Below are 22,823 nucleotides of genomic sequence, written 5' to 3'. Positions count from 1 at the left end.
TCTTTGTTTTCACGCAATTCCGGACGGAAAGCCGTTCCCACTTTTCTTGGAATTGCTCTAGCAGTCGTCAAGGCCGCGCCCGCAAACAGGGCGCCCAAAGGGGCCGCATCATGAGCAGGAAGACCCTGATCGCGCCATCGGTGCTGGCGTCGGATTTCTCGAAGCTCGGCGACGAGGTCGAGGCGGTGGCGGCGGCCGGCGCCGACTGGATTCATCTCGACGTGATGGACGGGCATTTCGTGCCCAACATCACCTTCGGCCCGCCGGTGATCAAGGCCATCCGCAACCGCACCAAGGCCTTTTTCGACTGCCATTTGATGATTGCGCCGGCCGATCCTTATCTGGCCGCCTTTGCCGATGCCGGCTGCGACGGCATGACCGTGCATGCCGAGGCCGGACCGCATCTCGACCGCTCGCTTCAGACCATCAAGGATCTCGGCAAGAAGGCCGGCGTATCGCTCAATCCGGCGACGCCGGAAAGTGCGATCGAATATGTGCTCGACCGGCTTGACCTGATCCTGATCATGACCGTCAATCCGGGCTTTGGCGGCCAGGCCTTCATCCCGGCCATGGTCGACAAGGTCAAGCGGGTGAAAGCGCTGATCGGCAACCGGCCGATTCGCATCGAGATCGACGGCGGCGTGTCGCCGGAAACCGCCCACCTGGTCACATCAGCCGGTGCCGATGTGCTGGTGGCGGGCGCCGCCATCTTCAAGGGCGGCAGCGTCGAAGCCTACCGGGCCAATATAGAAGCCATCCGAACCGCGGCCGACCGGGCTGCCGGCTGACATCAGTTCCAGGGCAAGTTCCCGGCTGGTCGGTTCTCCTCGGCCTGATCTCCCTGCCTGATCCTTCGATCTCCCAAAAAGCCGTCAACGGGTGGCAGCCGCAAGGGCATCGCGGCACGCGACAGGATCGCGGCATCCGGCACTAGTTTTGGCCCATAAACCTAGTGGATAACTGCCGAAGGGATCTGCATGCGGGGAGAGGTCAATCCGGCGGCATGACGCGCGTTAAGAAAAAATTATCCGTATTCGGGATCTCGAAGCTGTTTCTCGAGGGCACCTGCCATGCTGGCAGACAAACTTTCTTCAGAAGAACAAGTTTTTCACGATTTTAGTTACTTCCGGCGGATAAGATGCGGTCAACCTTCCTCTTTAAGTCGAATATCGTGATCTTTCGCTTGAGGGGCGGATGCCTTAGGAGTTACAGTAAATTTACAGGGGAAATCGTTTGCTTCGCGAACGGGCTAGCGGAGCATGGGAGAGCTACAGGAGTCATATTGACCTACGGATCTGCCGATGTGAGCGAAGGCGCGGGACCCAAGAGCACACTCGCTAGTACGGTCTATCAACAGCTTCGCGACGATCTCCTGCGCGGCGTGTTTGAAAGTGAAAGCAAGCTTCGTGTCGAATGGGTGGTTTCCCGTTACGGCGCCGGCGCCTCACCGGTTCGCGAGGCCCTCAACCGACTTGCTTCGGAAGGCCTGCTCGGCCGCCACGACCAGCGCGGTTTCTTCATCATGCCGGTCAGTGCCCCGGAACTCGAGGAATTGACGCGCACCCGCTGCTGGCTGGAAGAGCGGGCCCTGCGTGAATCCATTACCAACCGCACCGGCGAATGGGAAGAGCAGCTCGTGCTGGCCTTGCATCGCCTGGCGCGTGCCCCGCGCCGCTTGCCGGAGGACCCGTCCTCGAACAATCCGGAATGGGAAAAGCTGCACCGCGCCTTCCATCGGGCACTGATCGCAGGCTGCCGCTCGCATTGGCTGACCGGCTTTTGCGACCAGCTTTCGGATCAGGCCTCCCGTTACCGGCTGATCTCCCAGGACGGCAGCGAGCGCGACGAAATCAGTGAACATCGGCTGATTGCGGAGCGCACGGTGGATGGCGATGCCGATGGCGCCGTTGAAGCCCTCCTCAATCACTACCGTCTGACGGCAGCCATGTGCATGGAGCGCTTCAACGACAGCGGCGATCCACGCGTGAGCGCCACCAAGGCGCTGCGCAGCCGCAGATAGAAGCGCTTCCGGTCCGCTATCCAAAATCCGCCCGCTATCCAAAATCGCCCGTTATCCAAGTCCGCTTGCCTTCATCTGATCGGCGGCAAACCCGATTTCACGTTTTTGCCGGACGGAGGCGAAATCGTTTCCTTTGTTCCAAGGCCATCCGGCTCTAAATCAAAGGGATAGAGCATGATGTCCTCCGAAAACCGCTTCACACTTTTCGGCATCATCTCTAGGGAATGCGCATGACCAATCACCTGTTCGACGCGTTCCGCGGCCGGATTTCAGCCTCCGAGCGCATCCTGATGGCGACCGATGACGGACGCGCGATCGCCTATGGCGACATGTTGGCGCAATCGGCACAGCTGGCACATGCGCTGAGGCATTTTGGCGTCGAGCCGGGCGACCGCGTTGCCGTGCAGGTCGAAAAAAGCCCCGAATGCATTTTCCTCTACCTCGCCTGCCTGCGCGCCGGCGCGGTCTTCCTGCCGCTCAACACCGCCTACACGCTGGCCGAACTCGGCTATTTCTTTGGTGATGCCGAGCCGCGGCTGGTCGTCTGCGACCCGGCCCGCGCCGGCGCTATCGCGCCGTTGGCGCAGGCGTCGGGTGCTGCCACCGTCACGCTTGGCAGCAATGGTGAGGGCTCGCTGACCGCACTGGCGGCACAACAGCCCACGGATTTCGACGCCGTGGCGCGCGGGCCGGACGATCTGGCCGCAATCCTTTACACATCCGGCACCACCGGACGCTCCAAGGGCGCCATGCTCAGCCATGAAAACCTGGCCTCCAATGCGCGCGTGCTGGTCGAGCAATGGCGTTTCACCGGGGATGACGTGCTGATCCACGCGTTGCCGATCTTCCATACGCACGGCTTGTTCGTCGCCACCAACGTCACCCTGATGGCCGGCGCCTCGATGCTGTTCGAGCGGAAATTCGACGCCGGCCGCATCGTCTCGCTCTTGCCCCGCGCGACAGTGATGATGGGGGTGCCGACCTTCTATACCAGGCTCCTGCAGCAGGACGGGCTGGATGCCCAGGCGGCGAAGAACATCCGCCTGTTCGTTTCCGGCTCGGCGCCGCTGCTCGCCGAAACGCACAAGGCCTGGCGCGAGCGCACCGGCCACGCCATTCTCGAGCGCTACGGCATGACCGAGACCAACATGAACACGTCGAACCCCTATGAGGGCGAGCGTCGGGCCGGCACGGTCGGCTTCCCGCTGCCCGGCGTTTCGCTGCGCATCGCCGACCCTGACAGCGGCGATGCGCTTGGCCAGGGTGAAGTCGGCATGATCGAGGTCAAAGGTCCGAATGTCTTTTCCGGCTATTGGCGCATGCCGGAAAAAACCAAGGCGGAGTTTCGCAAGGACGGCTTCTTCATCACCGGCGACCTCGGCATCATCGACGCGGACGGCTACGTCCACATCGTCGGCCGCGGCAAGGATCTCATTATCTCCGGCGGCTACAACATCTATCCCAAGGAGATCGAGAGCGAGATCGACGCCGTTGCCGGCGTCTTGGAAAGTGCCGTCATCGGAATTGCCCATCCCGATTTCGGCGAAGGCGTCACCGCTGTCGTGGTGCGGGCGCCGGCATCGCGGATCACCGGGGCCGAGATCGTTGGCGCCATTGCCGGCCAGCTGGCCAAATACAAGCACCCGAAGCAGGTGATCTTCGTCGATGAGCTGCCGCGCAACACGATGGGCAAGGTGCAGAAGAACCTGCTGCGCGAGACCTACAAGGGTCTCTACGGCTAATCCATAGCCGGCTAATGTCTTTGCCCAAGCGCTTCGCCTGGACATCTCTGTTCGCGGTTCGGCAGTGGCGCCTTTTACCTGCGCGGCTTTTTCACCCGAGTGCTGGAACCCCACAAAGCGCGGTTCAGCAGGCTGCGTTTGCGCTTGCGCGGGATGAGGTCGACGTCGCTGACGAGCTTGGCGCCGCCCTCCCGCCGCTCCAGGGTGATCTTGCGGCTGTGGAAGGCTTCGAGCTCCGCACGATGCGCCACGCTGATGATGGTGACGTCAGGCAGTTCGCGGATCACCGTCAACATCATCGTGTCCTGGCTCTTCTCGTCGAGCGCCGAAGTCGCTTCATCCAGCACCACGATATCGGGGCGATGCAGCAGCAGGCGCGCGAAGGCGAGGCGTTGCTTTTCGCCGCCCGACAGCGTCTGGTCCCATGGCGCCTCTTCCTTGATCCTGCCGGTGAGATAGCCAAGCCCCACCTTGTCGAGGGCAGCCTTGATTTGCTTGATGGTCCACTTGTCCGCCGCCGCGGGATAGGCGACCGCGCGGCGAAGCGTTCCGGAAGGGATGTAGGGGCGTTGCGGCAGCATGAACAGGCGCCTGTCGGTGTGGAAATTGACGCTGCCGCCGCCCCATGGCCACAGGCCCGCGACGGCCCGCACCAGCGTCGACTTGCCTGAACCGGATTCGCCTGAAACCAGCACCCGCTCGCCCGGCTCGATCACGACCTCGGTTTCCTTGACCACGGAGGTGCCGTCGTCGAGTGTCACGGAAAGATTGTCGAGGCTGAGGATGGCGCCGTCTTCCGCTTCGCCCCGGTTGATGCGTCCGAGCGCATCGCTCTGCTCGGCGCGCTCGAGCCCGTCGAGCGACATCATCAGCGAGGCAATGCGCCGCGCGGAGGCGTTCCAGTCGGCGAGGCGCGGATAGTTGTCGACCAGCCAGCCGAACGCGCCTTGCACGATGCCAAAGGCAGACGCCGCCTGCATCACCTCGCCAAGCGTCATCGAGCCTTCGAGGAATTTTGGCGCGCACAAAAGGATCGGCACGACCGGCGCAAACAGGCTCGATCCCTGCGACACCGCCGCCGTGCGCATGTGCTGTCCGGTCAGCAGAGCCCATTGCCTCAGCACGTGGCCGAAATTTCTGTCGATGCCGCTGCGCTCCTCGTCCTCGCCTCCCAGCAAGGCGATGCTCTCGCCGTTTTCGCGCACGCGCGTCAGCGTGTAGCGCAGTTCGGCCTCCGCCTGGTTCTTCCGCTCGGAGAGCTGGACGAAATCGCGGCCGATGACCACCATCGAGGTCGAGGTGATGGCGGCATAGATGATCGCGGTGATGACCAGAAAGCCGGGAATGGTGATGCTCTCGCCGCCGATCGGCAGGGTGAGCGCGCCGCCGATGGTCCACAGCACGACGATAAAGGTCGAGGCCGACAGGAACGCGTTGAGGACGCCGGCGGTGAAATCGACCGGCGACTCGGTGGCGATGCGCAGGTCCTCGGTCATGCGGGCCTCGGGGTTCTGGTGGTCGCCGCCCACGAGGTTCAGCTGGTAGTAGCGGCCGTTTGCCAGCCAGCGCGCGACCACCCCGGTGGTCAGCCAGGAACGCCAGCGGCGCTGGATCGTCATGCGCAGGTAGACCTGCGCGACGACAAGGCTGCCGCTGCAGATCACCAGCGGCACGAATACGGCGCTGAGGAGATAGACCGTGCGGGCGTTGCGCTGCTCGAGGGCATCGAACATCGAGCGGTTCCAGACATTGATGCCATACTGGAAACCGATGTTGATGCAGATCAGCAGCAGCACTCCGATCGTCAAAGGCCAGGCGAGCTTGTCGCCATGCCTCCCCCAATAGCCGCGCCCGCTGATCCAGAAACGCCGCAGCAGATATTTCTTGCGCGCCTGCTCGGCCTGCTCAGGCGTCAGCTTGGGATCGGGTTCGACGGCATCCGGCGGCGGCGCAGCCTCGCCAACGGGCTCGGAGGCGGCTTCCACTGTCGATGCTTTTTTCTCGCGCGGCGTGTCCTCGCGCGGTCCATCTCCGCGCGTTTGCCGTGACGGCTTTTCCCGGCGCGACTTCGTGGCATCGCGCGCTCCGACACCGTCGGTCGGTTCCGATTTGGGTTTTGCCTCGGACATATGCCCCGACAACGACCTCCATATCAAAAGGTTTCATGGTATGCGCCTGCCCGACGTTTCAGGAAACGTCCGTCATTGCGGATATAAAAGCCCAACGACATGCTCTGCCATGGCGAGGCTGGCGGTAAGGCCAGGGCTCTCGATGCCGAACAGATTGACGATCTGACCGCCCCCGTGGTCAGCCGGTCCCTGGATGACGAAGTCGGCGGGCGGCTGGCCCGGACCGGACAGTTTCGGCCTGACGCCGGCATAGGCCGGTTGCAGGGCGCCGTCCGCCAGGCCGGACCAGTAGCGCCTGATTTCGTCGTAGAAGGCAGCGCCTCGTGCGGGATCGACGGTATAGTCGACGATCGATCCATTCGACATCCGGGCCAAAGCGCGCGCTCCCCGACATGTCGAGGGTCAGATGCACGCCGAGGCCGCCATGGACCGGCACCGGATAGATCAGCCGCGAAAAGGGCGAGCGGCCGGAAAGCGCGAAATAATTGCCGCGCGCCAGCCACAGCGGCGGAACACGGTCTTGCGGGAGGCCTTCGATGCGGCCGGCGAGCGCCTGCGCGTCGAGGCCGGCGGCGTTGATGAAGGCGCCGGTCTTCAAGGTGAAACCCTCGCCATCGGCGTCGCGCGTGTCGATCCGGATGCCGTCCGCTTCGATGCTCGCGCCTGAGACAACGGTGAGCAAGGCGAAAGATGCGCCGGCCGCTTCCGCGTCTCCACGCAATGACAGCATCAGCGCCTGGCTGTCGACGATGCCGGTTGACGGCGACAGCAGCGCGCCGGCGCAGCTCAGCGCCGGTTCCAGGCTTTCGGCCTCTGCGCGCGTCAAAAGCTTGAGGTCACCGACTCCGCATTGCGCCGCGTTGATCTGGATCGCCTGCAGTTTGTCCAACTGGTCGGGTTCGACGGCAACGATCAGTTTGCCGGTGCGATGATGGGCGACGTCGTGCTCGCGGCAATAGGCATAGAGACGCTCGCGGCCGTTGACGCAGAGACGGGCCTTCAGGCTGCCCGGCGTATAATGAAGCCCGGCATGGATGACTTCCGAATTGCGCGAACTGGTGCCCGTGCCGATGGCTGCGGCCTTCTCGACCACCAGCACCTCGCGGCCCGACAGCGCCAGCGCGCGGGCAATGGCGAGGCCGACAACACCGGCGCCAGCGACAACGCAGTCGACATCATGCATAAGTGGACTTTAGCGCGAACTTCCCGCGCCTGCAAAAACCTTGTCGCCGCCAATCCACGCACCGGTGACGTCGAGGGCGTCCGACAGAGCGACGATATCAGCAGCCGTGCCATTGGCGAAGCGGCCGATCCGGTGGGCCTGGCGGACCGCCTGCGCCGGATAGAGCGAGGCCATGCGCAACGCTTCCGACAGGTCCAGCCCGACGATCCGGTGGACGTAGCGAACCGCCGAGATCATATCGAGATCGGCGCCGGCCAGCGTGCCGTCGGCCAGCCGCAGACTGCCATCCTTGCGATAGATGATGCGGCCGTTGAGGGTGAACGATGTCATGTCGGTGCCGATCGTCGCCATGGCGTCGGTGACCAGCACGATCCTGCCCGGCCCCTGCTTGGCGCGCAGCGCGATTGCCATGGTGGCGGGATCGACATGGATGCCGTCGGCGATGATCCCGGCCGACAGACTGCCTATGTCGATGGCCGCACCCGCCAGCCCCGGCTCACGGTTGCCGATCTGGCTCATGGCGTTGAACAGATGTGTGACCACGCTGGCGCCGGCATCGGCAAAGGCTCTGGCCGTGGCGTAGCCGGTGTCGGAATGGCCGAGGCTGACAATCACACCGGCCTTGGCCAAGGCCGCAACGCGGGCAGGCTCGACGGATTCAGGCGCTATCGTCGTCAGCAGCACCGGCAGGTTTTTGCGTGCCGCGACCAGCGCCGCTTCATCCGCATCCGTCATCGGCCGGATCAGCGCCGGTTCATGCGCGCCCTTGCGGGCGACGGAGAGATGCGGCCCTTCGAGATGCAGGCCGAGAAATCCCGGCAGTTTTTGCCGTGCCGCCCCGGTGCCGGCGGCAATGGCCGCGGCGGTGATGTCAGGCGTATCTGTGATCAGCGTCGGCAGCAGTGCGGTCGTGCCGAACGGCGCATGCGCCCGGCAGATTGTTGCCAGCGAGGCGACATCGGGATGGTCGTTGAGCATGACGCCGCCGCCGCCATTGACCTGCAGGTCGACAAAACCCGGCACCAGCATGCCGCCCCCGGCGTCGATGCGGGCAACGCCCGACGGAATGGCGCCGACGGGATGAATGCCTTCGACCACATCGCCGTGCACGACAAGGGCGGCGTTGTCATGCCAGTCGTCGCCATCGAAAATTCGGGCGCCAGTCAGGGCAAAACGGTCGCTCATACGGTTTCCGTCACCTTGCGCAGATTGCGCGGTACATCCGGATCGAGGCCGCGATGGCGGGCGAAGGCTTCGACGAAGCCGTAGAAGGAGACGATCAGCGTCAGCGGGTCAGTCAAGGGATGACCGGTGGCGACATGCGGCAGCCGCGCCGCGCTCTTGGCTTTGTCCGAGGTTACAAAAACGGCTGCACCCTTGCCGGCAAGGTTGTCGGCAGCCTCTGCCACGGACGGCTCGGAGGCATCGCGGGCGGCGAGCGCCAGCACCGGGAAGCCTGGCCCGACCAGGGCCAGCGGGCCGTGCATGACTTCGGCGGCGCTATAGGCCTCTGCATGCATGCCGCAGGTCTCCTTGAATTTCAGCGCCGCCTCGTTGGCCATCGCCGCCGACGGGCCACGTCCTAGGATGAACAGCGATTGCGGCGTCTCCAATGCGCCGGCCAGCGCCATCCAGTCGCAGGCGATCGCCTTGCTGAAATGCTCGGGCAGGCGGGCAAGGGCGGCCAGCAGTCTGTCGTCGCCGGTGCAATGCGCCATCAGCGCCAGGCCGGCGACCGCCGAATTGACGAATGTCTTGGTCGCCGCGACGCTGCGCTCGGGGCCGGCCAGAATGTCGATGGCAAAATCCGAAGCCCGCGCCAGCGGCGAATCGGCGGTGTTGGTGATGGCGACGGTGAGCGCACCGCCGGCCCGTGCCGTCTCGGCCATGGCGACGATATCAGGGCTTTTGCCGGATTGCGAGATGGCGAGGCAAGCCGAACCGGCGAGCTTGAGCTTGGCGCCGTAGATCGAGGCGACCGATGGACCGACCGATGCGACGGCCAGGCCGGCGGTCAGTTCGACGGCATATTTCATGAAGGTGGCGGCATGGTCGGACGAACCGCGCGCGACGGTAACGACGAAGCTCGGATCGCGCTCGCGAATGCCGCGTCCGGCCTCGGTCAGCACCGCCGCCGAGCCATCGAGCAGGCGAGCGACGGCTTGCGGAATTTCGTCGATCTCGCGCCGCATATGGGTGGTCTTGGGGATCATGGTCGGCCCTCTTCGCTCGGCCCTGTCAGGCGCAATTCGGCGACGAAATCATAGGCATCGCCGCGGTAGATGGAGCGGGTGAACTCGATCACCTTGCCGCTCGCGAGATAGGAAATGCGTTCGATGTGCAGGCCGGCAATGCCGGATGGCACTTCGAGCAGACGCGCATCGGCGTCGCCGAGATTGGCGGCCGATATGCGCTGCACCGCCCGCACCGGCCGGTTACCGGTCAGTTGCAGCGCCGCATAGAGTGACGAGCCTATCCCGGCCGGATCCGGCAGCACGCTGGCCGACAACGAGGCGCGCTCGATGGCCAGCGGCGTGTCGTTTGCGATGCGCAGGCGCGCCACGCGCGCCACCAGCTCGTTCGAGGACAGGCCGAGCACCATCATCTCGTCGGGCGAGGGCGGGTAGAGGTCGCGGTCGAGCCAGGCTGAACGCACCGCCATGCCGCGCCTTGCCATGTCCTCGGTGAATGAAGTGAGCCTGGACAGCGACTGCTCGACGCGCTCCATGCGCGGCGCCACGAAGGTGCCGGAGCCGTGGCGCTGCACGAGGATGCCGCCCTTGACCAGGTCCTGCACCGCCTTGCGGACGGTGACGCGCGAAATGTCGGCCTTGGTGGCGATGTCGCGCTCGGAAGGCAGCGCATCGCCCGGCCCGATCAGGCCGCGATTGACGGCGTCCTCGATGCTTTTCCTGAGCTGCAGGTAGAGCGGGGCGCCGCTCTGCGACGACTGCCTCAGCGTGGCGAAGATCTGGTCGGCGGCATCGCTCATCGCGTCGCCTCCGCTTTGACGAAGATGCGGGCCGCCATCTGCACGGCGCCGCCCAGCGCATCGTCGAGCGGCGCTTTCAGCAGCGCCTGGTAGCGCTGAGAAAGGCGCGGCCCATAGAGCGGCGCCAGCCCGCCGAGCAGGCAGAGCGGGGCGTCATCAGAGAGGTCGAGCGCGTGGAGCGACGCCTCGACATCGGCAACCGACTTGTCCACGATCCAGTTGGCGACGCTGTCGCCCTTCTCGGCATGCTCGAAAACCTTGGGCGCGAAGCCGCCGAAATCGCCGGGCTTGGCATTGGTGGTGAACTCGACCACGTCTTCGGGATTGTTGCGGAAAATGGCCATCATGCTGTCGGTCAGGGCTGAGCGCGGCCGGACGCCGTCATGGGCGAGCAGCGTCTGCTCCAGCAGGTCGCGGCCGATCCGGGCGCCGCTGCCTTGATCACCGACCTGAAAGCCCCAGCCGCCGATGGCGCGCGACGTGCCGCCCTTGCGCGCCATATAGGCGGTGCCGGTGCCGAGGATGGCCATGGCGCCGTCACCAGAGCCGACTGCCCCTTCGAGCGCGATCTCGGCGTCCGTCTCGACGCGGCTGATGCTGAACGGGAGGATTGCTTCAAGCTGCTGGCGGTAGGTGCCGACATTGGCGCCGGCAAGGCCGAGAATGGCTGGTGTCTGCGGGATCAGGTCCGGATCTTGCCCGGCGGCGATGAAGGCCTGACGAGCAGCCTCGACGATGTGGGTGCGAGCGCCGGTGAGATCGGTGCGGATGTTGGCGGCGCCGCTTTTGGCACGGCCAACGACAACGCCATCGCCTGTCGCAAGGGCTGCCCTGCAGCTGGTGCCGCCGCCGTCGATACCGAGCACGAATTTCACGCGATGTCTCCTCCGGGCGGATAATACCAATAAAATACCAATAGCCAAGGGATTAATTTCCGTTTCAAAAAGATTAAGGCGTATCAGGTTGAAAAATCCGGGAATTTTGCCGGCTCAACGCTTTCCAGTTCGCAATTTCGTTAATGCGTGTGGACAAGTGGTATTTTTTTGGTATTGTTCTTCCATCGGAGGGACAGGGATGGCCGAACCGCGCACCGAAGCGCTTCACAGCAATGCCGAGGGACTGGACATCCAGGCCCCGGACGCCATCCTTTCTTCTTTGGTCAATGCGCAGATCGAGGCCGCCAAGGCTGTGCGCGACGCCATTCCCGCCATCGCCGCCGCAGCCGAAATCATCGCCGGGCGGCTGAACGGCGGCGGCAAGCTCGCCTATGCTGCGGCCGGCAGCTCCGGCCTGATGGCGCTGGCCGACGCGCTGGAGTTGCCCGGCACCTTCGGCATCAAGCGCGAACGCATCGCCATCCTCATCGCCGGTGGCGACGACGCTTTCAAGACCCTGGCCGGCGGACCGGAAGACGACACCGACGAAGCCTCGACGGCAATTGCCGGCGCCGGCATCGGCAAGGGCGACTGCCTGATCGCGATTTCGGCCAGCGGCTCGACGCCCTATGCGGTGCAGGCGCTGAAGGATGCGCGCAGCCGGGGCGCGGCAACCATCGCCATTGCCAACAACAAGGACACGCCCCTGCTCAGGCTGGCCGACGTCGCCATCCTGCTCGAGACGCCACCGGAGGTGATTGCCGGCTCGACGCGCATGGGCGCCGGCACTGCCCAGAAGATCGCGCTCAACATGCTGTCGACGCTTACCGCCATTCATCTCGGCCATGTCCATGACGGCTACATGGTCAATCTCACCGCCGACAACATCAAGCTGCGCGACCGCGCGGCTCGCATCGTCGCCGCTATCAGCGGCCGCGACCGGCAAGACGCCGTGCGGCTGCTCGAAGCGAGCGGCGGCGTCGTCAAGACAGCCATTCTGCTCGCCGCCGGCGCTGCCAACGCCGTTGCGGCCGAGAAGATACTGGAAGGGACCGGCCAGAAGCTGCGGCCAGCCCTTTCCGTGATCGAGGGGAACAAGGGCGCGAAGGCCCCTGTTCTCAAAACCGAACCTGAAAAAGGTCAACAGGGAGACTAGCATGACAACGAAATTACTGACGGCACTGCTTCTCGGCACCAGCATTCTCGGCACCGCCGGGTTGGCTCACGCCGATGACGTAACGCTCAATATCGAAAGCTGGCGCGGCGACGACCTTGCCATCTGGAAGGACAAGCTGATCCCGGCCTTTGAGGCCAAGAACCCGGGCATCAAAGTGGTGTTCGCACCGTCGGCGCCGACCGAGTATGACGCCGCACTCGGCGCCAAGCTCGCCGCCGGCTCGGCTGGCGACCTGATCACCTGCCGCCCGTTCGACAAGTCGCTCGAACTGTTCAAGAAGGGCAACCTTGCCGACCTGTCGGCGCTGCCCGGCATGGAAAACTTTTCGCCCGTTGCCAAGGCCGCCTGGCAGACCGACGACGGCAAGGCGAGCTTCTGCGTGCCGATGGCCTCGGTCATTCACGGCTTCATCTACAACAAGGACGCCTTCGACAAGCTCGGCCTCAAGGTGCCGACGACGCGTGACGAGTTCTTCGCCGCGCTCGACAAGATCAAGGCCGACGGCACCTACATCCCGATGGCCATGGGCACCAAGGACCTCTGGGAAGCCGCGACCATGGGCTATCAGAACATCGGTCCGAACTACTGGAAGGGCGAAGAGGGCCGCGCAGCGCTGATCAAGGGCGACCAGAAGCTGACCGACAAGGACTGGGTTGCTCCCTATGAGGAACTGGCCAAGTGGAAGCCTTATCTCGGCGACGGCTTCGAGGCCCAGACCTATCCGGACAGCCAGAACCTGTTCACGCTTGGCCGCGCCGCCATCTACCCGGCGGGATCGTGGGAGATCGGCCTGTTCAACACCCAGGCGCAGTTCAAGATGGGCGCCTTCCCGCCGCCGGTCGAGAAGGCCGGCGACACCTGCTACATCTCCGACCATACCGATATCGGCATGGGCCTGAATGCGGCGTCGAAGAATGCCGACGCGGCCAAGACCTTTCTGTCCTGGGTCGCCTCGCCGGACTTCGCCACCATCTACGCCAACGCACTGCCGGGCTTCTTCAGCCTAAATTCCACCCCGGTGAAGATGGAAGACCCGCTGGCGCAGGAATTCGTCTCCTGGCGCGACAAGTGCAAGTCGACGATCCGCTCGACCTACCAGATCCTGTCGCGCGGCACGCCGAACCTCGAGAACGAAACCTGGGTTGAATCGGCCAACGTCATCAACGGCACCGACACGCCGGAAGCTGCCGCCAAGAAGCTGCAGGACGGCCTCGACAGCTGGTACAAGCCGGGCAAGTAAGCTCAGAGACAGACAGGGCCCCAAGTGGACGGCCCTGCGTTTTTCGAAAGCATCATCGACTGCGAACGACGGCGCCGCCCCTCATCCGCCTGCCGGCACCTTCTCCCCGTATAGTGACGGGGAGAAGGATCAGCCGAAACGCAGGCGCCCCCTCTCCCCGTCCTTCACGGGGAGAGGGTAAGGGTGAGGGGGCAGCGCTGCCGTCGAAGGCATTGCTAAACCTCGGCGGGGACCGCACTCATGGCCGCACAAACACGACCGAAACGACCGTTCCGCTGGCATATCGGCGTCTTCCTGGCGCCGGCGCTGCTGGTCTATACGGCGATCATGATCCTGCCGCTGGCCGGCACGCTGCAGCTGTCGCTGTTCCGCAACGTCGAGCAGCATCAGGTGTTCGTTGGCTTCACCAACTTCCGTACGTTGTTCGGCGACCCCAACTGGTCGGTGGGTTTCTGGAACGCGCTGAGGAACAACACCTGGTTCTTCATCATCCACATGGTGGTGCAGAACCCGATCGGCGTGCTTCTGGCCGCACTTCTTTCCAGCCCGAGGCTGAGGTTCGCCGCCTTCTACCGCACCGCGATCTTCGTGCCGACCATCCTGTCCTTCGTCATCGTCGGCTTCGCCTGGAAACTGATCCTGTCGCCGTTATGGGGCGTGGCGCCGCATCTGATGGACCTGGTCGGCTTGAAAAGCCTGTTCACGCCGTGGCTGGGCAAGGAACGATATGCGCTGACCGCGCTCAGCCTGATCTCGGTGTGGCAGTTCGTCGGCATCCCGATGATGCTGATCTATGCAGCCCTTTTGTCGATCCCCGAAGAGGTGATCGAGGCGGCCGAATGTGACGGCATCACCGGCATGTCGCAGTTCTGGAAGATCAAGCTGCCGCTGATCCTGCCGTCGATCGGCATCATCTCGATCCTGACCTTCGTCGGCAATTTCAACGCCTTCGACCTGATCTACACCGCGCAAGGGGCGCTGGCCGGCCCGAACTATTCGACCGACATTCTGGGCACTTTCCTCTACCGCGCCTTCTTCGGCTTTCAGCTGCAGACCGGCGATCCCAATATGGGCGCGGCGATCGCCACGATGATGTTCCTGATCATCCTCGGCGGCGTCTGCGTCTACCTGTTCCTCGTCCAGACGCGCCTGCGTCGCTACCAGTTCTGAGGGGCGAGATGTCGAGCTTGAACACCCCCCTCTGGCCTGCCGGCCATCTCCCCCGCAAGGGGGGAGATTGGCAGCTCTGGCCTTGCCGCTCGGCTTGCAACGTTGGCGATTGGCGAAAGCAGTCGCGGCATCTGATCTCCCCCCTTGCTGGGGAGATGTCCGGCAGGACAGAGGGGGGTGCCTTGGCGCCAACCTCGCCTGCCTTGGCTCGTCAGGAGACCTTCCAATGAGCACCGCCACTCGTTCGCTGCCCCGCACCATCGGCGCCCACGCGATCCTGCTGACCTACACGGCGATCGCGCTGTTTCCGGTGATCCTGGTCATCATGAATTCGTTCAAGTCCCGCGCCGGCATCTTCAGCGAACCGCTGACGCCGCCGACGCCAAAGACCTTCGACCTGATCGGCTATACCACCGTGATCGGGCAGGGCGACTTCATCCACTATTTTCAGAACAGCCTCGTCGTCACCGTCGCCTCGCTGTTCTTCGTGCTTCTGTTCGGCGCGATGGCGGCGTTCGCGCTCTCGGAATACCGCTTCCGCGGCAACACGCTGATGGGGCTTTACCTCGCGCTCGGCATCATGATCCCGATCCGGCTCGGCACCGTCGCCATCCTGCAATTGATGGTGGCGAGCGGGCTGGTCAACACGCTGACGGCGCTGATCCTTGTCTACACCGCGCAAGGCCTGCCGCTCGCCGTCTTCATCCTGTCAGAATTCATGAAGCAGGTGTCGGACGATCTGAAGAATGCCGGCCGTATCGACGGGCTGTCGGAATACACGATCTTCTTTCGGCTGGTGCTGCCGCTGGTGCGGCCGTCGATGGCGACGGTCGCCGTCTTCACCATGATCCCGATCTGGAACGATCTGTGGTTCCCGCTGATCCTGGCGCCGTCGGAAGAGACCAAGACGGTGACGCTCGGCGCGCAGTTGTTCCTCGGCCAGTTCGTCACCAACTGGAACGCCATCCTGGCCGCACTCTCGCTGGCGATCATGCCGGTGCTGACCCTCTACGTCATCTTCTCGCGGCAGCTGATCCGCGGCATCACATCCGGAGCCGTCAAGTGAGCGGAGCCTTACAAATCTCTGCTGGAGCCTTCACCCCACCCGGTGCTGCGCGCCGACCTCCCCATCAAGGGGAGGTAAAAGGTCGTGGCTTCATTCACGACCGCCAAAGGCGACTTTCGGAGAAGCTTCTTTGGCAGTGAGGGTGTTCGCGCCAACGTCCTACCTCCCCTCGATGGGGAGGTCGGCGCGAAGCGCCGGGTGGGGTGACACCCTCTCAGAAGGAACAACTGGAACGTCTGGAGTAGTTAGGTGACCTCTAAATCGCCCCTTCGCGTCGTCGTAGCAGGCCTCGGTAATATGGGGCGTAGCCATGCGCTGGCCTACCACACTAATCCGGGCTTCGAGATCGCGGCCCTGATCAACCGCTCCGACGTGCTGTTACCGGGCGGGCTGTCGGGCTATGACATCTGTCGTTCCTTCGACGATGCATTGCGCGATGAAAAGCCCGACGTCGCCTGCATCGCCACCTATTCCGACAGCCATGCCGACTATGCGGTGAAGGCATTCGAGGCCGGCTGCCACGTCTTCGTCGAGAAGCCGCTCGCAACGACGGTGGCGGACGCCAAGCGCGTCGTCGCCGCGGCCAAGGCCAACGGCCGAAAATTGGTGATCGGCTACATCCTGCGCCACCACCCGTCCTGGGTCAGGCTGATCGCCGAGGCGCGCAAGCTCGGCGGCCCTTACGTGTTTCGCATGAACCTCAACCAGCAATCGTCAGGCCCGACCTGGCAGACGCATAAGCAGTTGATGCAGACGACCTCGCCAATCGTCGATTGCGGCGTGCACTATCTCGACGTCATACTGCAGATCACCGACGCCAAGCCGGTCGAGGTGCGCGGCATGGGGCTGCGGCTGACCGAGGAAATCGCGCCGACCATGTACAATTACGGCCATCTGCAGGTGCTGTTCGATGACGGTTCGGTCGGCTGGTACGAAGCTGCCTGGGGACCGATGATTTCGGAAACGGCGTTCTTCGTGAAGGACGTGATGTCGCCCAATGGCTGCGTGTTGATCGTCATGAAGGAAGGTGTGAAGTCGGACGACATCGACACCCACACCAAGACCTCGACCATCCGCCTGCACAGTGCGGCGACCGGCGCGGACGGCAAGTTCGCCAGGCCGGACGAGATGCTGTCGATGGACGGCGAACCCGGCCACCAGGATCTCTGCGACCTCGAACAGGCCTTCGTGCTGAAGGCGATCCGGGAAGACATCGACCTGACCCGCCACATGGACGACGCGGTGAAATCGCTCGCCGTCTGCCTTGCCGCCGATGAGAGCGTGCGCAGCGGCGCCCCAGTTAAGCTCTAGTAGGGCAAACTCTAGAACAAGGACGAAGCCGTGGGCTCGCTGGTAATCGAGAATGTGAAGAAGGCCTTCGGGCCGGTCGAGGTGCTGAAAGGCATCAACCTCGAAGTGACCGACGGCGAATTCGTCGTCTTCGTCGGCCCATCTGGCTGCGGCAAGTCAACCTTGCTCAGGGTCATCGCCGGGCTGGAGGATTCGACCTCCGGCAGGGTGGTGATCGACGGCGCCGATGTCTCGGCCACGCCCCCGGCAAAACGCGGCATCGCCATGGTGTTCCAGACGTACGCGCTCTACCCGCATCTGACGGTGAAGAACAATATGGGCCTCGGCCTCAAGCAGGCCGGCACGCCCGCCCCGGAGATCGAACGCCGCATCGGCGTCGCCTCGTCGATGCTGTCGCTGGAACCGTATCTCGAGCGGCGGCCGGCGGAACTGTCGGGCGGCCAGCGCCAGCGCGTCGCCATCGGCCGCGCCGTGGTGCGTGAGCCAAAACTGTTTCTCTTCGACGAGCCCTTGTCGAACCTCGATGCAGCGCTGCGCGTCAACACGCGGCTCGAGATCGCGCAGCTGCACCGGCGGCTGAAGGCGACGATGATCTACGTCACCCACGACCAGGTCGAGGCGATGACGCTGGCCGACAAGATCGTCGTGCTCAACGCCGGCCAGATCGAGCAGATCGGCGGCCCGATGGAGCTTTACAATTCGCCGGCAAACGAGTTCGTCGCCGGCTTCATCGGCTCGCCGAAGATGAATTTCATCGACGGCGCCAGATTGGGCGAGACGGCCAAGACGATCGGCGTGCGGCCGGAGCATCTGACCGTGGATCCAAGGTCCGGCGCGTGGAAGGGAACGGTGGTGCATGCCGAACATCTCGGCGCCGACACCAACCTCTATCTCGACTGCGAAAAGGCCGGGCTGATCACGGTCCGCATTTTCGGTGTCTACGACGCCGAGCCAGGTGCGACGCTGTATGCAACGCCGGAGCCGGGTAAGACATACCGGTTTGGGGCGGACGGGAAGACGATCAAGTAATCCTTCGCCGACAGCAACCACGGCGATCATACCGTACCGAGCAGCACCGCGCCGTGGATCGCCGCCTGCCAGCCCAGGGCCGCCCAGCGTATGTCCAGAGGCTCTACAACAAGCGAATGCGGCAGGCTCTCCGCGATGCGCTGCTTGAGCGCCTTGCGGGGATAGGACTTCATGTCGACGATACCGCCGCCGATCAGGATCGTCTGCGGGGAAAACAGGGCTGCTGCCGTTGCGACGGTCACCGCCTGCTGCCAGACGATCTCATCGAGCCATTCGCGCAGCGATGGCGGCTGCCCGGCCGCCGAAAACAGATCGGCCACCGGGATATCGTAGTCTGTCGCGAGATCGACAAGCGTTGCCCCTGAGGCGTAGGTCTCGACCCGGTTTGGCGGTCCGCTTTCGTCAGGCCGGTAGATCGGCATATGGCCGATTTCCAGCGCCCAGCCGCCGCCCCTGAAAATGCCGTCCTTGCCGAGATAGGCCGCACCGATGCCGGTGCCGAGATAGACCGCCAGCACCTCCTTTTGCCGCTTCACCGCGCCGGCAACGCTTTCGCCCAGCAATTGCAGCACGACGTCGCGTTCGAGCCGCACGGGAACGCGGAGCCGCGATGCCAGTTCCGTACCCAGCCGGATACCGTTCAGTTCGGGAATGTTGGCCGTGTGCAGCACCGTGTCGAAGTCGCGGTCGATGAACCCAGGCACCGTCGCAACGACCCGTGCAGGTTTGAGCCCGGCATCGCGGCAGGCTGCGGTGACCGCATCGGCCAACCCCGCCACAGGCGCGCCCTTGCGCAGTTGCGCGGTCGGGTAGGTGCGGGCGAAATCCACCGGGTGGCCGCGATCGGCAAAGCCAACCTTGACCGACGTGCCGCCGATCTCGACCACGGCGATGGTCTCATCCGTCGTTTTGTCGGTCATGCGAGCGGTTCCAGGAATTCCGAAAGACAGGCGCGGAATTCCAGCCGGTAGGCGGCGCGATCCTGCGATTTGGCTGTGATGGTGCAAAGCCGGGCCGACGGAATGAGTCCGGCCAGCGTCTGTGCGTCGTCCAGTCGATGGACGAGGTCATGGTCATGGCCGATGACAAGAGTCGGCACCGCGATAGCGCGGATGTCCGCCTCGCTCACGCCGGGACCATCGCCGGCGATCGCCGAAAGCAGCCTGCCGAACAGAACCGGGTCCGGGCGAGTGAAGAAGCCTTGCAGGCTGCCGAGATTGTCCGGCGCCAATCTGGCCAGTTCGCCGGCAACAGCGCTGTCATCGAACAGACGCCTTGCGTCTTGGGGCGAATGCCGCATCAAGAGATCGCCGACCACGGCATAGGGCCTCATATTGGCCGGTGCAGCCTGGGATACCCACGCAGGCCGGGCGAGCACCAGCGCCCGCACCCGCGCCGGCCTGTGCACCGCCAGGCGAAGCGCCAGCGCCGCGCCCATCGAGATGCCGCCGACGACGGCCGGGCCTAGGCCGAGATCGTCGGCCAGTGCATCGACGTCCTCGGCAAACGTCGCGATCGAAAGCCGCTCGACCGGCCCGTAGCCGGATCCACCCTGGCCACGGCATTCGAGCGTCACGCGCCGGGTCACCGGCAGATCGGGAAACACGTCGGCGACCTGCGCCTCATCGCCGCCCAGCCCATGCTGGAAGATGACGGGAAGGCCGGCGCCGACGTCCCGGTAGGCAAGGTCGACGCCATCGCGGCTGAAGGTCTTTTTCACGCGCGCTCGCTCTCTTCAAGTACGGTGCGCAGAAAGGCGCCGACACCTGGCGCCTCGGCCTCTGTCAGGCCATGTGTGATCAAGGGGCCGTCGAACCCGGCAGCCTTCAGGCGGCCGATGAAATGCGGGAAATCGACAACGCCCTGTCCGGCCGCGGCAAAGCTGCCATCGGCATGGCGGTCCTTGGCATGGGCCATGCCGATCTCGGCGGCCAGCAGATCGATGGCTTCGTCGATGAGGCGATGACGCTCCGCGCTGTCGGCCACTTCGAACAGATTGGCCGGGTCGAGCACGATGCGCAGCCGCGTGCTGTTCATTTCGTCCAGCAGGCGGCGTGCGGCCCAGGCGCTGGAGAGGACATTGGCCAGTTCCGGTTCGATGCCAAGCTCGATGTCGAAGCGCTCGGCAATCGCGATCGCCGCTTCCATCTCCGTCCGCAGATCGCTCCATGCCGCCTCGCTTGCATTGTCGGGATGCCAGCGCCACGGATCCTGTGCATCCCTTGTGCCGGTGCACAGCGTGATCAGGCGCGTGCCCATGTCAGCGCATGACGCAGCCAGCACCTCCAGCCGAGCAAGACCTGACACACGAACCGAGCGATCCGGGTGGATCATATTGTAGGTTCCAGACACGGCCGCGATCGAAACGCCGGCCTCGCCGCTCGCCTTAGCGACGGACCGGGCCGCGCCGAGCTCAATGCTGTCCGGCATCGACGGCAGTCCAAGGCACGCCATGTTGAACTGCGCCGCCGTGTAGCCGCCGTCCGCGACCGCGCGCAGCACCGGCAAGGCGCCGGTGGTGGCGAAGGTCTTGGCGAAAATCCCAAGCTGCATCACACGACCCCGTCGACATCGGCCAGACGGACGGCGCGGCCGCCGGCAGCGGCCGAGCGGGCGATGGCCGCCATGCCCCTGACCGAGGCGATGCCGTCCTCGATGCTGGCGCCGATCATGGGCGCGCCATTCAGCACGACATCGGCAAAGCCTTCGAGCTGCCGGCGATAGAAGTGGCCATCCGCGCCAAGCGTGCGATGCCAACTGCCATCGGCCTCGCGGAAAATGTCGACCTCGCTGCTCTTGTAGTACCAGGGGTTATACGTCTTCGCGAGAACGCTGCCGTTCTGGCCATAGATCTGGAACCCTTCGTGCCAGTCCATGCGCACGGCGACCGTCAGGTCGAGATGGCCGATCGTGCCGTCGGCGAAGATGGTGGTGATGAACCAGCAATAGGCGCCATAGCGCTCGGTGAGCCGGGCCTCGACCGCCTCGATCGGCCTGTGCAGATGGCGCGCCGTATCGAGGAGATGGCTGCCATGCGCCAGCATGTAGTATTGGCGCAGATCCGCCTTGGGATTGACGGCAGGCTTGCGCGCCTTGGCGCTGGTGATGATCAGCGGTTGCACCGCATCGGTCATCGGGTAGCGGTGGGTGCTGTCGCAGTACCAGCCTTTGAACGCCAGCCGCTCGCCCATTTCGTCGTCGACGAAAGCCTTTGCCGCCTGGATGCCGGGATCGAAGCGCTTCATATGGCCGACCTGGAGCACCTTGCCGCTCTTGTCGAGCGTGGCCCGCAAGCCTTCGACCTCCTCGACCGAAACGCCCAGCGGCTTTTCGCAAAGCACATGCTTGCCGGCATCGAGCGCCAGTTCCGCGGCCTTGACGTGAAAAATGTCCGATGTCGCGATGATGACGGCATCGAGATCGGGATCGGCCAGCATCAGGCCGTAGTCGGCATAGGATTTTTCAGGCGCGTAGGTCGCCGCCATCCTGTCGCGCAGATCGTCGGCGACATCGCAGATGGCATAGAGATCGGTATTGCGTGCCTTGGTGCAGGATTCGAAATGCGCCGCCTGGGCAATCGGACCGCAGCCGAGCACGCCGACACGCAGCCGCTTTTCGTCTTTGCGAGGCATGGAATCTCTCCTGATTAGCGCGCGGCGAGGCCGCGAAGTTGAAATTGCGGATCGCCCGACAAAGCTGCCTGATGCAGCAGACAGGCAGCGCCCAATGCCGGACCGTCGGCCCCGACGCGCGACAGTTCGACCGTGGGAACGGGGTAACCTTCAGCCAGGAAGTCCAGCAAGAAAGCTTCCACCTGCTCGGCGACAAAGGGATAGACAGCATTGACGGAGCCGGAGAGGATGATGCGCTCCGGCTGCAAGGTGCAGGCAAGTGTCGCCAGGCCGCGGCCGAACCAGAGCGCCCAGTCGCGCGCGGTGGCAACGGCTGCCGGATCGCCGCCGGCAAGCGCCGCGACAAACTCATCCACGCCGGCGCGCAGTCCGCTTATGTGCAAATAGCGAGCCAGCAACGCATCTTTGCCGACATAGGATTCCAGCCGCCCCGGGCGCTTCGCGTCGAAGACAAAACCTTCGTCGCCGATGCGCAGATGACCGATTTCGCCGGCGCCGCCGAGTCGGCCGCGATGCAGCCTGCCGGCATTGATGATGCCGCCGCCGACGCCGTTCTCGATCAGGATGACCAGGGCATCCTCATCGTCCTTTCCCGGCTGCGGCCGGTATGTCTCGGCCACCGCGACGGCATTGGCATCGTTTTCCAAGAGGATCGGAAAATCGTCGCCAAAGGCATTGCCCAAAAGCTCCGCTAGATTGACCCCGTGCCAGCCAAGGATGGTGGCATGGTATGAGACGCCATCAGCTGCGGGGAAGCCGGGCACGGCGACATTGAGCCCGTAGGGGCGCGTGCCTTCAGGCAATTGCGACCGGATCTCGGCAACGAGCTCCTTGATGATGTCGACCGCGGCTTCGGGCGTGCTACCGGGGCCGGCAAATGCCCTAGAGGCGCTCGCACGCCGCGCGCCGGCAAGGTCGACAGTCACGACTGCGATCCAGTTGACGCCGATATAAGCGCCAAGGAAGAAGCCGCCATTGCCTTCGATCTCGACCAGGATACCGGGACGGCCGACCCGACCCTCGCTATCCTGCTCGTCATCCGTTCCATCCGACCGCTCGCGCGCCAGACCGGCTTCGGTCAGCCCCAGCACCAGGGCGCCGGTGGTCGACCGGGTCAGGCCGAGATCGCGTGCGAGCGCCGCTCGGCTCAACGCGCCGGCACGAAACAGCGCCGCAAGTGCCCTCGTTTCGTTCGGCCGAAGATCGGTCGACACCAGCACGTCGTTCTCCACAATTTGTTTGATTTGCATACTAATA

19 protein-coding genes and 1 pseudogene are annotated in these 22,823 nt (G+C 64.2%); 9 read left to right on the top strand and 11 right to left on the bottom strand.

The window, feature by feature from the left end; all coding sequences use genetic code 11:
- Window positions 1-110 precede the first annotated feature (110 nt).
- From rpe to NKJ75_RS24170, 3 genes are all read left to right on the top strand, one after another.
- Window positions 111-788, top strand: coding sequence for a ribulose-phosphate 3-epimerase (gene rpe, locus NKJ75_RS24180; protein ID WP_023689949.1), 678 nt, complete (start codon window positions 111-113; stop codon window positions 786-788).
- Window positions 789-1,282: 494 nt separating this feature from the next.
- Window positions 1,283-2,020: a GntR family transcriptional regulator gene (locus tag NKJ75_RS24175; RefSeq protein ID WP_352500303.1), complete on the top strand. Its 738-nt coding sequence runs from the start codon at window positions 1,283-1,285 to the stop codon at window positions 2,018-2,020.
- 230 nt (window positions 2,021-2,250) lie between these two features.
- A complete protein-coding gene (locus NKJ75_RS24170) occupies window positions 2,251-3,762 on the top strand; it encodes a malonate--CoA ligase (RefSeq protein WP_031204152.1) in 1,512 nt (503 codons plus the stop codon).
- Between the two features lie 74 nt (window positions 3,763-3,836).
- Here the strand turns inward: NKJ75_RS24170 and NKJ75_RS24165 are convergent, their stop codons facing one another.
- The 6 genes and pseudogenes from NKJ75_RS24165 to NKJ75_RS24140 form a co-directional block, all read right to left on the bottom strand.
- Window positions 3,837-5,891 (bottom strand): ABC transporter ATP-binding protein/permease, encoded by a 2,055-nt coding sequence (locus NKJ75_RS24165; RefSeq protein ID WP_027049251.1) that lies wholly within the window; start codon window positions 5,889-5,891, stop codon window positions 3,837-3,839.
- Window positions 5,892-5,963: 72 nt separating this feature from the next.
- Window positions 5,964-7,074: pseudogene (locus NKJ75_RS24160) on the bottom strand (NAD(P)/FAD-dependent oxidoreductase).
- 9 nt (window positions 7,075-7,083) lie between these two features.
- A complete protein-coding gene (gene nagA / locus NKJ75_RS24155; RefSeq protein ID WP_352500288.1) occupies window positions 7,084-8,259 on the bottom strand; it encodes an N-acetylglucosamine-6-phosphate deacetylase in 1,176 nt (391 codons plus the stop codon).
- Entirely contained in the window at window positions 8,256-9,287 is a 1,032-nt protein-coding gene (locus NKJ75_RS24150) for an SIS domain-containing protein (protein WP_023684262.1), read from the bottom strand. The genes nagA and NKJ75_RS24150 overlap by 4 nt, the downstream gene beginning before the upstream one ends.
- Window positions 9,284-10,066, bottom strand: a complete 783-nt coding sequence (locus NKJ75_RS24145) for a GntR family transcriptional regulator (RefSeq protein ID WP_023668847.1) — start codon at window positions 10,064-10,066, stop codon at window positions 9,284-9,286. The genes NKJ75_RS24150 and NKJ75_RS24145 overlap by 4 nt, the downstream gene beginning before the upstream one ends.
- A complete protein-coding gene (locus NKJ75_RS24140) occupies window positions 10,063-10,941 on the bottom strand; it encodes a glucosamine kinase nucleotide-binding domain-containing protein (RefSeq protein ID WP_023703600.1) in 879 nt (292 codons plus the stop codon). Before NKJ75_RS24140 ends, NKJ75_RS24145 begins: the two co-directional genes overlap by 4 nt.
- Before the next feature lie 199 nt (window positions 10,942-11,140).
- On the opposite strand from NKJ75_RS24140, the gene NKJ75_RS24135 reads away from it, so the two are divergent.
- The 6 genes from NKJ75_RS24135 to NKJ75_RS24110 all read left to right on the top strand — a co-directional run bounded on the left by NKJ75_RS24135 (window position 11,141) and on the right by NKJ75_RS24110 (window position 17,934).
- Window positions 11,141-12,097: an N-acetylmuramic acid 6-phosphate etherase gene (locus tag NKJ75_RS24135; RefSeq protein WP_352500287.1), complete on the top strand. Its 957-nt coding sequence runs from the start codon at window positions 11,141-11,143 to the stop codon at window positions 12,095-12,097.
- 1 nt (window position 12,098) lies between these two features.
- Window positions 12,099-13,358, top strand: a complete 1,260-nt coding sequence (locus NKJ75_RS24130; protein ID WP_023668844.1) for an ABC transporter substrate-binding protein — start codon at window positions 12,099-12,101, stop codon at window positions 13,356-13,358.
- A gap of 240 nt (window positions 13,359-13,598) precedes the next feature.
- Window positions 13,599-14,528, top strand: coding sequence for a carbohydrate ABC transporter permease (locus NKJ75_RS24125; RefSeq protein WP_023707791.1), 930 nt, complete (start codon window positions 13,599-13,601; stop codon window positions 14,526-14,528).
- 226 nt (window positions 14,529-14,754) lie between these two features.
- Window positions 14,755-15,594, top strand: coding sequence for a carbohydrate ABC transporter permease (locus NKJ75_RS24120; protein ID WP_023668842.1), 840 nt, complete (start codon window positions 14,755-14,757; stop codon window positions 15,592-15,594).
- Between the two features lie 249 nt (window positions 15,595-15,843).
- Window positions 15,844-16,905: a Gfo/Idh/MocA family protein gene (locus NKJ75_RS24115; protein WP_352500286.1), complete on the top strand. Its 1,062-nt coding sequence runs from the start codon at window positions 15,844-15,846 to the stop codon at window positions 16,903-16,905.
- A 30-nt stretch (window positions 16,906-16,935) separates the two neighbouring features.
- On the top strand, window positions 16,936-17,934 hold the full coding sequence (locus NKJ75_RS24110; protein WP_023668840.1) for an ABC transporter ATP-binding protein: 999 nt from the start codon (window positions 16,936-16,938) through the stop codon (window positions 17,932-17,934).
- A gap of 26 nt (window positions 17,935-17,960) precedes the next feature.
- On the opposite strand, the gene NKJ75_RS24105 is transcribed toward NKJ75_RS24110, so the two are convergent.
- From NKJ75_RS24105 to NKJ75_RS24085, 5 genes are read right to left on the bottom strand one after another with little or no spacing between them, the layout of a single operon-like run.
- Window positions 17,961-18,854, bottom strand: a complete 894-nt coding sequence (locus tag NKJ75_RS24105; RefSeq protein ID WP_352500285.1) for an ROK family protein — start codon at window positions 18,852-18,854, stop codon at window positions 17,961-17,963.
- Entirely contained in the window at window positions 18,851-19,654 is an 804-nt protein-coding gene (locus NKJ75_RS24100) for an alpha/beta fold hydrolase (protein ID WP_352500284.1), read from the bottom strand. The genes NKJ75_RS24105 and NKJ75_RS24100 overlap by 4 nt, the downstream gene beginning before the upstream one ends.
- Complete coding sequence (locus tag NKJ75_RS24095) at window positions 19,651-20,487, bottom strand: sugar phosphate isomerase/epimerase family protein (RefSeq protein ID WP_352500283.1); 837 nt, start codon at window positions 20,485-20,487, stop codon at window positions 19,651-19,653. Before NKJ75_RS24095 ends, NKJ75_RS24100 begins: the two co-directional genes overlap by 4 nt.
- The gene (locus tag NKJ75_RS24090) at window positions 20,487-21,566 is read right to left on the bottom strand and encodes a Gfo/Idh/MocA family protein (protein WP_023668836.1); all 1,080 of its coding nucleotides are present in this window, start codon (window positions 21,564-21,566) and stop codon (window positions 20,487-20,489) included. The genes NKJ75_RS24095 and NKJ75_RS24090 overlap by 1 nt, the downstream gene beginning before the upstream one ends.
- 14 nt (window positions 21,567-21,580) lie before the next feature.
- Window positions 21,581-22,816 carry an ROK family transcriptional regulator gene (locus NKJ75_RS24085; protein WP_352500282.1) on the bottom strand — a complete coding sequence of 412 codons (1,236 nt, stop codon included), beginning with the start codon at window positions 22,814-22,816 and terminating at the stop codon, window positions 21,581-21,583.
- Window positions 22,817-22,823: the final 7 nt, after the last annotated feature.

It is taken from the genome of Mesorhizobium sp. M0058 (assembly GCF_040323095.1).
Classification (GTDB): domain Bacteria; phylum Pseudomonadota; class Alphaproteobacteria; order Rhizobiales; family Rhizobiaceae; genus Mesorhizobium.
Note: the sequence above shows the minus strand (reverse complement) of the source record. Positions and strands in the feature narration are given on the sequence as shown.